Consider the following 12264-nt stretch of genomic DNA (forward strand, 5'->3'; position numbering starts at 1 on the left):
CCCGTGGGGGTGTTTCTCCCTGCCTGTTGCTGTTGCTCCCAGAACTCAGGTCGTCCCCACGCCCGTGGGGGTGTTTCTCCCTGCCTGTTGCTGTTGCTCCCAGAACTCAGGTCGTCCCCACGCCCGTGGGGGTGTTTCCCTCACCCAGTAGTACCCGGCCTCTCTCATACAGTCGTCCCCACGCCCGTGGGGGTGTTTCTATTCCATGATTCGGCATTTTTCCCAAGACCACGTCGTCCCCACGCCCGTGGGGGTGTTTCTTACCGTGGAAGTGACTCGTACAGACTGGCAATGTCGTCCCCACGCCCGTGGGGGTGTTTCTTACCCTGTGAGCGTCTGCGCGGCTCATCAGGTGTCGTCCCCACGCCCGTGGGGGTGTTTCCAGACAGGCGGTTGCAAAGTTGGCAGTACCCAGGTCGTCCCCACGCCCGTGGGGGTGTTTCTCCTCAATCTCCTCCAGGGCTGATATTTTCTCAGTCGTCCCCACGCCCGTGGGGGTGTTTCCATCCATTTCGTTGGTCATGTCGGACAGCCATGGTCGTCCCCACGCCCGTGGGGGTGTTTCTTATACCCTGATTGATCTCATATTTCGACTGAAGTCGTCCCCACGCCCGTGGGGGTGTTTCTGAGCACATCAGAACAGATGGAAATCACGGACAGTCGTCCCCACGCCCGTGGGGGTGTTTCCAACCTATTCGCCGACCTGATCGCCTCCGGTGCGTCGTCCCCACGCCCGTGGGGGTGTTTCCTCGTGCGCCTTGACTTGGGCGTCAAGCATCAAGTCGTCCCCACGCCCGTGGGGGTGTTTCCAGATTCCAGAGTGTACCGCATCGGCATAATTCGTCGTCCCCACGCCCGTGGGGGTGTTTCTATAGGCAGTAGAGGCGCATCCGGTAATCACTTGTCGTCCCCACGCCCGTGGGGGTGTTTCTATGGTGGCTACTCTGGCGGCGTGAAAGTACCGGTCGTCCCCACGCCCGTGGGGGTGTTTCCCGGCCAGGCGGTGACGCCAGAGGAGCGCGCAGGTCGTCCCCACGCCCGTGGGGGTGTTTCCTACTGGCGCGGCGCGTGTGATTTCCAAGACGAGTCGTCCCCACGCCCGTGGGGGTGTTTCTCATTTACCCGCTCACCACCGCCAACCAGAAAAGTCGTCCCCACGCCCGTGGGGGTGTTTCTTTCCCGGTCGTCAATTTTGATGGTGTTGTTCAGTCGTCCCCACGCCCGTGGGGGTGTTTCCATAGATAGCCTGATTGCTGTCATGCCATACCCGTCGTCCCCACGCCCGTGGGGGTGTTTCTCTTGTACCTTTTTCATGTTATCAGCTCATGGAGTCGTCCCCACGCCCGTGGGGGTGTTTCCATTGATGCGCTTGACGTTATCCATCACAGACCGTCGTCCCCACGCCCGTGGGGGTGTTTCCAGATCAGCATAAACATCACCGCCAATCGGTATGTCGTCCCCACGCCCGTGGGGGTGTTTCTTAACTTGGCCAGCTTTGGAGTTAGCAGATCAGGTCGTCCCCACGCCCGTGGGGGTGTTTCCGAACGATCGGTCGCCGCTACGATAGGCGCGGCGTCGTCCCCACGCCCGTGGGGGTGTTTCCCGCCAACTCTCAGGTTATTTGGCAGTTTAGTGGTCGTCCCCACGCCCGTGGGGGTGTTTCCATCGACTAAAGTGTGACGGGCGACTATCTTCAGTCGTCCCCACGCCCGTGGGGGTGTTTCTAGCTATGCACGCTGGCATCAGGCACGGTTTGTGTCGTCCCGGGTGTTGCCAATATACCAACCCTCTTGCCGTCACCACACGGTTTGTCGCAGAGTAGCCAACCCATCCATCACGACCGATGACTCAGCATGATATGGCGGGCCACGGAAAACTCTTCCAGTGCGCTGGCGGAGAGGTCTTTGCCATAACCGGAGCTTTTCAGGCCGCCGTGGGGCATTTCGCTGGGGAGTATAAAGTGGTTATTGATCCAGGTGGTGCCGTATTCGAGCTGACTGGCGGTGGCCATGGCGCGGCCGATATGCCCGGACCAGACCGATGAGGCCAGGGCGTATTCGGAATCGTTGGCCCAGTCGATGGCTTGTTGTGTGGTTGGGCAAGAGGTGACGGAGACCACTGGGCCGAAGACTTCCCGGCGGACTATTTCATCGTCGTGGCGAGCACCGGCCAGCAAGGTCGGCTGGTAATAAAAGCCGAGGCCTTCGGGTATCTGTCCACCTGCCAGCAGCTGGATATGGGGTTGTTCGAGCGCCCGTTCGACAAAACTGGCGACGCTGTTGCGCTGGCGCTGGCTGATCAGCGGGCCAAGATCATTGCAACGGTCGTCGGCCTGGTTAAAGGTCAGCGAGGCGACTTTCTCTGCCAGTGCTGCAATCAGCGGCTGATAAATACGGGCGTCAGCGTAAATATGGCAAGCGGCGGTGCAGTCTTGCCCGGCGTTGTAGTAGCCATAGCGCCCCACCCCTTCAACCACCGCATCGAGGTTGGCGTCTGCCAGTACAATCACCGGGGCTTTGCCGCCCAGTTCCAGATGCGTGCGTTTGATTGAGCGCCGCGCCGCCTGCAAGACTTTTTGTCCGGTAGAGATATCACCGGTCAGAGATACCATGCGGACATGTCGGTGGTTGATCAGCTGGCTGCCGACGCTGTCGCCGCGCCCCAACACTATATTGACGACACCGGGCGGCAGTACCGCATCCAGAATATCGGCCAGAACCAGCGCCGTCAGTGGCGTTTGTTCCGACGGTTTGAATACCATGGTGTTGCCTGCGGCGATCACCGGGGCAATTTTCCAGGCGGCCATCATCAGCGGGTAGTTCCAGGGGGCGATGGCCGCCACCACACCAATCGGGTCACGGCGAATCATGCTGGTGTGGCCGGGCAGGTATTCACCGGCAGCCGGGGCGGACTGGCAACGTACCGCCGCGGCAAAAAAGCGGAACACATCGGCAGTGGCCAGTACGTCGTCTTCGGCCACCTGATGCAAGGGTTTGCCACAATTCAGCGCTTCCAGTTGCACCAGTTCCGTGGCGCGGGCATCGATACCGGCGGCGATGGCCAGCAACATGGCCGCCCGTTCGCCGGGACTGGTCTGGCGCCATATCCTGGCGGCCTGACGGGCAGCGGCTACAGCAGCATCAACCTGCTCGGCAGATGCCTGTGGCAAGTTGATCAATAACTCACCGCTACGCGGGTTGATGACGGCTTCAGCCTCTCCATCTCCGGCCATACGCTGGCCCTGTATCAGGATATTGGTCGGCAGCTTGTTGGCATTCATGGCTTCTCTCCCGGCTGGTCGTCAGCTGTTGGCGTGGTTATGGCGTACCGGCAGGGATTCCCGGGCCACTGGCAGGAACAGGTCAATCAGTGGATTACGGGCACCTCCGCGCCGCCAGGCCAGTCCGATATCGAGGGTTTCTGATACTTCGGTGATACGACGGGCCTCGACGGTATCACCTTCGACTGACCACGGCCGGTAGGTCATATCAGGCATCAGCGCCACTCCCATACCCGCAGATACCAGACTGCGCACCGCTTCTACCGAGGCGCTGCGCAGGCTGACGGTGGGCTTGCTGTCGGCCTGCGCCCAGAGGTTACGAATACGTTGTTCCATCTCATCGACGTTAAGCAGAATCAGCGGCTCATGCAGTAAATCCTTGAAGCCAATACTGTCGAGCTGCAGCAGTTCGTGATCGGGTGGTAACCAGAGACGGTAATGGGAAAAGGTCAGTACTTCGGTATTCAGGGCGCTGAGGTATTTGAGATTCGACAGGATCAACACCCCGACATCGATCTCACCACTGACTAACAGATGCTCGATATAGTCCCGGTCATCTTCAACCACCCGTAACTTGACGCGGTGATAAATGCGCTGGAAACGCGCCAGCAGATCAGCCAGATAATATCCGGCAACCAGACTGGTCACGCCGATGGTCAATTCACCGGTTACGGTTTCGGTACTTTGTTGCAGGCTGCGCCGGGCGTTGTCTACCGATGCCAGCACCAGATGTGCCTGACGCAAAAACTGGTGGCCCTGGTGCGTCAGCTCCATGCCCTTGGCGTGCCGACTAAACAGGGTGACGCCGAGGTCATCTTCCAGCTGTTTGATGGCGGTGGTGAGGGTCGACTGGGAAATCGGCACCGCCTGGGCCGCCGCCGATACCGACCCGGTTTCGGCAATGGCTATAAAGTATCGGATCTGGCGCAGGCTCATCATGGTAAAACAGGTGCTCCGCGAGGTGTTGTCCAAGGGCGGTCATGGTTGTGTTGGGCATATTTTCTGTACATGTCTTCCTGGCATATATTCATTGTTAGCAATGTCACTCACACCCGCGGTAGCTGCCGGGTCCTGATGGCGGTGACTAACGTCCGTCCGTCATCTGCGCCAGACAAGGGTTTTCCTGTAAATACCGGGGCTTACGCCAGTATTAACAATCTGTTTTGGATATACCACTGCTAAGTTTTTCGTAGCTATCGTTTTTTCAGAAGGCTTCTTTCTTAATTAACAATTGGAGCCAGATAAACCCCTCGCTTTAGCCTGAGGCTCTCGTTGCATCCCGTTCCACAGCTTCCGCCATCCGTAGCGGCGCTCGGGACACGACGCTAAACCGGCGCAAGCCTTCCATACGTTCAGGCAGAGGAAAACCCCATGGCAACACGTCATCTGATACTCAGCACCTTGTTGGCTGGCAGCGCACTGACTGCGCTGGCTGGCTCCCAGGGAGAAGGCCGCGTCGATATTATCGCCTGGCCCGGCTACATTGAACGCGGCGATACCGACCCCGCCTATGACTGGGTCAGCGGCTTTGAGCAGTCCACCGGTTGTTCCGTCAATGTCAAAACCGCAGCGACCTCGGACGAAATGGTCAGCCTGATGGCCAAGGGCGGTTACGATCTGGTAACGGCATCCGGTGATGCTTCGTTACGACTGATTTACGGCAAGCGGGTACAACCAATCGACACCGGCAAGATCAAGGCCTGGAGCAGTATCGACCCACGGCTGCAAAACGCGCCCTGGTTTACCCTTGATGGCAAACACTACGGCGTGCCCTTCCAGTGGGGTCCCAACCTGATGATGTACAACACCGATGTATTCAAACAGGCACCGGACAGCTGGAGTGTGGTGTTTGAAGCCACAACCCTGCCCGATGGCCAGTCCAACAAGGGTCGGGTGCAGGCCTATGACGGTGCCATCTATCTGGCCGATGCCGCGCTGTACCTGAAGTCTGCCCGCCCGGAACTGGGTATCAAGGACCCGTACGAACTGAACGAAACCCAGTACAGCGCGGTACTGGAGCTATTACGCGCGCAACACAGCCTGATCCATCGTTACTGGCACGACTACAACGTGCAGATGAGCGATTTCAAGAACGAAGGCGTTGTGGCCTCCAGCAGCTGGCCTTTTATGGCCAATATCCTGATCGCAGAAGGTGCCCCGGTAGCCACGGCGTTTCCGCAGGAAGGGGTAACTGGCTGGGCTGACACCACTATGTTGGCTACGGATGCGGCCCATCCGAACTGTGCTTACGAGTGGCTCAACTGGTCGATCACCCCCAAGTTGCAAGGTGACCTGGCGTCCTGGTTTGGTTCCGTTCCGGCAGTGCCCGCCGCCTGTGATAACAATGCACTGCTGGGTGCCGAAGGTTGCACAACCAATGGGATGGACAACTTCGACCAAGTGTTTTTCTGGAAAACGCCAACCTCCAACTGCAGCAGTCAGGGCAGCTGTGTTTCCTACAGCCGCTGGACCCGGGATTACATCGCCATTATGGGCGGCCGCTGAGTCTGCGCAGTACAAGCGCCGTATGAATACAGGTTGACTGCCGGGCCTGCTGGCCCGGCAATGCGTTCACAGGACACGATATATTTTATGAATACCGCTGTTGAGTTTTGCCAAACCAGCCGCTGCTTCGGCGATGTCCGGGCAGTTGATCAGGTCTCGCTGAAAATTGCAGAAGGCGAGTTTTTTTCCATGCTGGGGCCTTCGGGTTCCGGCAAAACCACCTGCCTGCGGCTGATTGCCGGGTTCGAGCAACCGGACGATGGCCATGTCATCATTCATGGCCGCGACGCTACCGGGCTTCCGCCGTACCAGCGTAACGTCAATACGGTGTTTCAGGACTACGCCCTGTTTCCCCATATGAACGTGCTCGACAACATTGCCTATGGGCTGATGGTCAAGGGCGTCAATAAAAAAGAGCGCCAGCATCGCGCCGCCGAAGCGCTGGATATGGTGGCGCTGGGGCAGTATGGCCAACGCAAGCCGGCGCAACTGTCTGGTGGTCAGCGTCAGCGGATTGCATTGGCCCGGGCATTGGTCAATCGCCCCAGGGTGCTGCTGCTGGACGAGCCGCTGGGGGCACTGGATCTGAAATTACGCGAGCAAATGCAAGGGGAACTGAAACGGCTGCAGCGCCAGCTCGGTATCACTTTTGTGTTTGTTACCCACGACCAGACCGAGGCGCTGTCGATGTCGGATCGCGTGGCGGTGTTTAACCAGGGCCGGATTGAGCAACTGGATTCACCCCGCAACCTGTACAACCAGCCGCAAACGGCGTTTGTGGCCGGTTTTGTCGGTTCTTCCAATGTCTTGCACGGTGCACTGGCGCAGCAATTGTCGGGAAAATCCGCCGCGCTGGCGATTCGACCGGAATATATTTCGATCAGACACTCCGGCTCCGCTGTTCCATCGGACACGGCATCCACCGAGCTCATCAACCTGCCCGGGGTGATTAAAGACGTGCAATATCAGGGCTCAAACACCCGTATTGAAGTGGAGCTGGAACCCGGTGTCAGCATCGCCGCCTCCGAGGCCAACAGCCTGTTGTCGAACCACACCGCACGGTTGCCGGGGCAATCGGTTCAGGTCAGCTGGAGCCGTCAGGCCATGGTGTCTTTGCGGGATAACGCGAGTGTCTGACATGACTTCAAGATCGTCACTGCCAGCGGCTGACAACAGCCCTGTTTTCACGCCGCCATCCGGGCTGCTGTATCGGGCGGCGGATCGGCTTTATCGTCGCCCCAATCTGCTGCTGGCCTTACTGCTGCTACCGCCGCTGCTGTGGTTTGGCTCGGTGTATATTGCCTCGCTGCTGGCGCTGTTATGGCAAGGGCTGTACACCTTCGACGACTTCACCATGCTGGTGAACCATACCCTGACGCTGGAAAACTATGCCCGGCTGTTTGATCCCGCCAACTTCGACATCATCCTGCGTACCCTGCTGATGGCTCTGGCGGTCTCGGCATTCAGTGCGATATTGGCTTTCCCGGTGGCGTATTATATGGCGCGTTACGCCAGTGGTCGTATCAAGGCCTTTTTCTATCTTGCCGTGATGCTGCCGATGTGGACCAGTTACATCGTCAAGGCTTATGCCTGGACGCTGCTGCTGGCACAGGAAGGGGTGTCGCAGTGGTTTGTTCATCTGCTCGGTCTGACACCGTTGCTGGATGCGCTACTGGCGCTTCCCGGTGTGGGAGGCAATACGCTATCGACTTCCAGTCTCGGGCGTTTTCTGGTGTTCACCTACATCTGGTTGCCTTTTATGATTCTGCCGATTCAGGCATCGCTGGAACGCCTGCCACCGTCGCTGTTGCAGGCCTCTTCCGACCTCGGCGCTACTCCGTTCAAAACCTTCCGCCACGTTATTCTGCCGTTGTCGGTCCCGGGGATTGCCGCCGGTTCCATCTTTACCTTTTCTCTGACTCTGGGGGATTACATTGTGCCGCAGCTGGTGGGACCGCCGGGCCTGTTCCTTGGCAGTATGGTGTACGTACAACAAGGGTCGATTGGCAACATGCCAATGGCCGCCGCGTTTACGCTGGTGCCGATTGTGCTGATTGCGATTTATCTGTCGATTGTGAAACGTATGGGAGCTTTTGATGCACTCTGATCAACACGCCAGTGTGTGGCTGAAATGCGCCGCCTGGGGCGGTCTGGTGTTCCTGCACTTCCCCATTGTGATTATTGCGATGTATGCCTTTAACACCGAGGAGTCGGCTTTCAGCTTCCCACCCAAGGGATTTACCCTGCACTGGTTCAGCGTCGCTTTCGGACGGGCTGATGTGCTGGAGTCGATTGGCCTGTCGCTGAAAATTGCCAGCCTTGCCACTGCGATTGCCATGGTGCTGGGCACGCTGGCAGCGGCGGCCATGTATCGCCGTTCGTTTTTCGGTAAAGACAGCATCACCCTGATGTTGATTCTGCCCATTGCCCTGCCCGGTATTATCACCGGTCTGGCACTGTTGCAGGCATTCCAGGCCATGGATATCCAGCCCGGTATCCTTACCATTGTTGTCGGCCATGCCACCTTTTGTGTGGTGATTGTTTACAACAATGTGGTGGCGCGTTTTCGGCGCACTTCCGGCAGCCTGATCGAAGCCTCGATGGATCTTGGCGCGGATGGCTGGCAGACCTTTCGCTATATCCTGTTGCCAAATCTGGGCACCGCCATGCTGGCCGGGGGCATGCTGGCGTTTGCGCTGTCGTTTGATGAACTGATTGTTACCACCTTTACTGCCGGTCACGAAAAACCTCTGCCGATCTGGCTGCTGAACCAGCTGACCCGACCACGGGATGTGCCAGTCACCAACGTGGTTGCCCTGATGGTAATGCTCGCCACCATGGTGCCGGTTTTTCTGGCTTACCTCCTTACCAAGGGTGGCGATGACGTTGCCGGTAGCGGCAAATAACGAGGCAATCTTTCATGAGCACTGACCTATCCACTTTATCTGACACCTGTCCGACCTATCGTCTGAACCAAGAGGCCCACTACCATGCCCACTACCATGATTAATAAAATGCTGATCAACGGCGAACTGATTGCTGGCGAAGGCAAGCAACTGGAAGTATTTAATCCGGCCACTGGCGAGGTACTGTGCCGGATTGCCGAAGCCACCGACGCCCAGGTCAACACCGCCGTCAGTGCCGCTGATGACGCTTTCGACAGCTGGAGCCAGCAAGCGCCCAAAGACCGCGCTTACCTGCTGCTGCAATTGGCCGATCGTATTGAAGCCATGGGCGAAGAGCTTGCCCGCCTCGAATGTAACGACACCGGCAAACCCTTTGCCGCCATGCAGGACGACGAAATCCCGGCTGTTGCGGATGTCTTCCGCTTTTTTGCCGGTGCCTCCCGTTGTCTCAGTGGTTCCGCAGCGGCCGAATACCTGCCCGGTTTTACTTCCATGATTCGCCGTGATCCGCTCGGTGTTGTGGCTTCCATCGCGCCCTGGAATTACCCCTTGATGATGGCTTCCTGGAAGCTGGCACCCGCGCTCGCCGCCGGTAACTGTGTGGTACTCAAGCCATCGGAGCTAACCCCGCTGACCACTCTCAAGCTGGGTGAAATCATGCAGGAGATTTTCCCGGCGGGCGTCGTCAACACGGTGTTTGGCGGCGGTGCCAGCGTCGGAGCCACGCTGACCACTCACCCGGGAGTGCGTATGGTGTCGCTGACCGGCTCGATCGCCACCGGCCAGAAAATCGTGCAATCCAGCACCGAAGATATGAAACGCACCCATATGGAACTGGGTGGCAAGGCACCGGTACTGATTTTTGATGACGCGGATATCGACGACGCCGTCGAAGGTTTGCGGGCCTTCGGCTACTACAACGCCGGACAGGACTGCACCGCCGCCTGTCGCATCTACGCCCAGAAAGGTGTGTACCAGCAGCTGGTCGATAAACTGACCGCGGCCGTCTCCACCATCAAAATCGGCAGCCAGTACGAAGACGGCACGGAAATGGGGCCGCTGGTTTCCCAGGCTCACCTCGAACGGGTGGCCGGTTTTGTGGATCGCGCCCGCGAACAACCGCATATCACCATCGCCACCGGTGGCAAGATTGCCGATCGCGCAGGCTATTTCTACGAGCCGACCCTGATTGTTGGTGCCCGGCAGGAAGATGAAATCGTCCGCCGTGAAGTCTTTGGCCCGGTGGTCTCGATCACCGAATTCGACACCGAAGCCCAGGCTCTGGCCTGGGCCAACGACTCCGATTACGGCCTCGCCTCATCCCTCTGGACCGCTGACACCGGTCGTGCAGCCCGCCTCAGCGCCCGCTTGCAATACGGCTGCACCTGGGTCAATACCCATTTTATGCTGACCAGCGAAATGCCCCATGGCGGCATGAAAATGTCGGGTTATGGCAAGGATATGTCGATGTACGGCCTGGAAGACTACACCACCGTCCGTCATGTAATGATCAAGCATTGAGTTGACCAACATCCGCAGGGTTGTCCGGTGTGATGCCCTGCGAGCATTCCGATACGATCACTCCTGCCTGGCAGCGGAGGATTGATGCGAGGTTCGGCCGCGGTCACGGCATCACCTTCCCTGCCGCCATTATGCCACCACCAGAACCCGCAGGCGGTCTGCTAACACGCCTGCACACCCCGCCTTGCCACACACCCTGCCTTACCGTATCACCAGCGCGGATCAGCCCCCAGAGATGGCCGGTTAGTACGCCCTTGCTGTCAAAGCGGATGCCAACCCTGATCCGTTTCATGTCATGGTAGCCATCGCCGTCGTGGTAAACATGGCTGCAATGCCGAATACCAGTAATCAGTGATATAGAAAGAGGTCAGCGAACCATGTTGAAAAAAGTTGAATGGGCCATTAACCCCCGGCGCACAGCGCTGATTATTGTTGATATGCAAAAGATTTTTTGCGAGCAGGACGGTGCCTTGTTTGTGCCGTCAAGCAGGGCCATTATTGCGCCCATCAAACGCCTGTCCGAATACATGCGTGCCGCGGCCATGCCAGTAATTTATTTACGCCATGTAGTGCGGGGAGATGGCTCTGACACCGGGCGTTTCCGCGACTTGTATCCAGATGCCGATGCCCAGTTTGCGCGTTCCAACCCGGCCATTGAAGTGATCGATGAGCTGCAGCCACAAGACGGTGACATTGTCGTCGACAAGTTGTTTTACAGTGGTTTTCATAACACCGATCTCGACATGATCCTGCGGATGAAAGACATCGATACCCTGATTGTCTGCGGCACGGTGACCAATGTCTGCTGTGAAACGACCATGCGGGATGGTGTTCACCGCGAATACCGGATGATTGCGCTAAGCGATGCCAATGCGGCCATGCCCTATCCGGATATGGGGTTTGGTGAGGTATCGGCAGACGAGGTACAACGCATTGCCCTGACGGCGATGGCCTACGAATTTGGTGAAGTCACCAATACTGTCGATCTGATGCAGCGTATCCATAACGCGCTGCAAAACGAATGATTAACGTCTGATACGCCCTCTGCCGACAGCGGGCATGGGAGTTTTATGTTGTTTACAGGCGTTCTGCTGTCCATTGCGGCCTCCGTGCTGTTTGGCCTGCTGTCGTATTACAGTGTGTTGTTATCGCCTCTGGATGGGCCGTCGGTCTTCGGCTGGCGGATCATTTTTTCACTGCTGATCTTTGCTTTGCTAGTGCTGTTTAGCCGCAGCAGCCAGCGTGTTTGGACCGATATCCGACGTTTGTTTGGCCGCCCCGGCAATGGCTTCTCGACCTTGCTCTGTAGCGGCCTGATTGCAATGCAACTCGCGCTGTTTGGCTGGGCACCGATGAACGGTGAGGGTCAGGCGCTGGCGATGGGGTATTTTCTGCTGCCTCTGCTTATGGTGGTGATCGGGCGCTTTCTGTATCACGAAACCATCCGTCCGTTACAAGCACTGGCGGTGACTCTGGCACTGGCCGGGGTGCTGGCCGGATTGATATTGCATGGCCACTTTTCACCGGTATCCCTGATTGTAATGCTGGGTTTTCCACCCTATTTCATGCTCAGGAAACGGCTGGCCCTGAAAGGGCTGAGTGGTATTTTTATCGAGCATCTGGTGATGCTGCCCCCGGCCTTGATCATATTGTTTATGTGGGACTTTAATGCCGATTTTTTTGTGGCGCGGGAGGCGTCATCCTGGCCGGTACTGATCGGGCTTGGTCTACTCAGCAGTACGGCGCTGTTTTGTTATCTGGGAGCCGGGCAACGCCTGCCTTTTGCTCTGTTTGGTATGTTGGGTTATGTCGAACCGCTGTTGCTGTTTGTGGTGGCCTTGCTGTTGGGTGAGCCCTTTGCTGCAGCGGATCTGTGGATGTATGTCCCTATCTGGCTGGCGGTGCTGTTGCTGGTGCTGGTGCTGGTGCTTCATGGTGTCCGGCAGCTGGGCCGACAGCCACGGCCTGCACTACCTCGTTTCTGAAAAGCTGGATCTTTACAAAGCCGCGCGGACTGAGGGCGTGAACTGCCAAGACGGAGTCATGCACAAC

Annotated in this window: 9 protein-coding genes and 1 CRISPR repeat array; of the genes, 7 read left to right on the top strand and 2 right to left on the bottom strand. The window is 57.9% G+C overall.

What is annotated here, in order from left to right:
* The first annotated feature begins 49 nt into the window (after nt 1–49).
* Nucleotides 50–1724: direct repeats of the CRISPR family, unit length 28 nt; unit sequence GTCGTCCCCACGCCCGTGGGGGTGTTTC.
* A 110-nt stretch (nt 1725–1834) separates the two neighbouring features.
* On the bottom strand, nt 1835–3280 hold the full coding sequence (locus tag Q8W22_RS04885; protein WP_305451742.1) for a gamma-aminobutyraldehyde dehydrogenase: 1446 nt from the start codon (nt 3278–3280) through the stop codon (nt 1835–1837).
* 21 nt (nt 3281–3301) lie between these two features.
* Nucleotides 3302–4219: a LysR family transcriptional regulator gene (locus Q8W22_RS04890; RefSeq protein WP_303434122.1), complete on the bottom strand. Its 918-nt coding sequence runs from the start codon at nt 4217–4219 to the stop codon at nt 3302–3304.
* Between the two features lie 432 nt (nt 4220–4651).
* On the opposite strand from Q8W22_RS04890, the gene Q8W22_RS04895 reads away from it, so the two are divergent.
* The 7 genes from Q8W22_RS04895 to rarD all read left to right on the top strand — a co-directional run bounded on the left by Q8W22_RS04895 (nt 4652) and on the right by rarD (nt 12197).
* The gene (locus Q8W22_RS04895) at nt 4652–5785 is read left to right on the top strand and encodes an ABC transporter substrate-binding protein (RefSeq protein WP_305451743.1); all 1134 of its coding nucleotides are present in this window, start codon (nt 4652–4654) and stop codon (nt 5783–5785) included.
* Between the two features lie 87 nt (nt 5786–5872).
* Nucleotides 5873–6922, top strand: coding sequence for an ABC transporter ATP-binding protein (locus Q8W22_RS04900; protein WP_305414624.1), 1050 nt, complete (start codon nt 5873–5875; stop codon nt 6920–6922).
* A 1-nt stretch (nt 6923) separates the two neighbouring features.
* Nucleotides 6924–7892: an ABC transporter permease gene (locus Q8W22_RS04905; RefSeq protein ID WP_305451744.1), complete on the top strand. Its 969-nt coding sequence runs from the start codon at nt 6924–6926 to the stop codon at nt 7890–7892.
* Entirely contained in the window at nt 7882–8691 is an 810-nt protein-coding gene (locus tag Q8W22_RS04910) for an ABC transporter permease (RefSeq protein ID WP_303434125.1), read from the top strand. The genes Q8W22_RS04905 and Q8W22_RS04910 overlap by 11 nt, the downstream gene beginning before the upstream one ends.
* A gap of 84 nt (nt 8692–8775) precedes the next feature.
* Complete coding sequence (locus Q8W22_RS04915) at nt 8776–10212, top strand: gamma-aminobutyraldehyde dehydrogenase (protein WP_305451745.1); 1437 nt, start codon at nt 8776–8778, stop codon at nt 10210–10212.
* Nucleotides 10213–10589: 377 nt separating this feature from the next.
* Complete coding sequence (locus tag Q8W22_RS04920; protein WP_305451746.1) at nt 10590–11237, top strand: cysteine hydrolase family protein; 648 nt, start codon at nt 10590–10592, stop codon at nt 11235–11237.
* 45 nt (nt 11238–11282) lie between these two features.
* Nucleotides 11283–12197 (top strand): EamA family transporter RarD, encoded by a 915-nt coding sequence (rarD, locus tag Q8W22_RS04925; protein ID WP_305451747.1) that lies wholly within the window; start codon nt 11283–11285, stop codon nt 12195–12197.
* Nucleotides 12198–12264: the final 67 nt, after the last annotated feature.

Origin of the sequence: Oceanobacter sp. 1_MG-2023 (assembly GCF_030689025.1) — a bacterium.
In the GTDB taxonomy this organism is placed as follows: domain Bacteria; phylum Pseudomonadota; class Gammaproteobacteria; order Pseudomonadales; family Oceanobacteraceae; genus Oceanobacter.

Excerpts from the sequence above, each read along its gene's own strand:
- Q8W22_RS04890 (WP_303434122.1), bottom strand. The coding sequence starts at position 4,219 with ATGATGAGCCTGCGCCAGATCCGATACTTTATAGCCATTGCCGAAACC.
- Q8W22_RS04920 (WP_305451746.1), top strand. The coding sequence starts at position 10,590 with ATGTTGAAAAAAGTTGAATGGGCCATTAACCCCCGGCGCACAGCGCTG.
- Q8W22_RS04905 (WP_305451744.1), top strand. The coding sequence starts at position 6,924 with ATGACTTCAAGATCGTCACTGCCAGCGGCTGACAACAGCCCTGTTTTC.
- Q8W22_RS04895 (WP_305451743.1), top strand. The coding sequence starts at position 4,652 with ATGGCAACACGTCATCTGATACTCAGCACCTTGTTGGCTGGCAGCGCA.
- Q8W22_RS04885 (WP_305451742.1), bottom strand. The coding sequence starts at position 3,280 with ATGAATGCCAACAAGCTGCCGACCAATATCCTGATACAGGGCCAGCGT.
- rarD (WP_305451747.1), top strand. The coding sequence starts at position 11,283 with ATGTTGTTTACAGGCGTTCTGCTGTCCATTGCGGCCTCCGTGCTGTTT.
- Q8W22_RS04900 (WP_305414624.1), top strand. The coding sequence starts at position 5,873 with ATGAATACCGCTGTTGAGTTTTGCCAAACCAGCCGCTGCTTCGGCGAT.
- Q8W22_RS04910 (WP_303434125.1), top strand. The coding sequence starts at position 7,882 with ATGCACTCTGATCAACACGCCAGTGTGTGGCTGAAATGCGCCGCCTGG.
- Q8W22_RS04915 (WP_305451745.1), top strand. The coding sequence starts at position 8,776 with ATGCCCACTACCATGATTAATAAAATGCTGATCAACGGCGAACTGATT.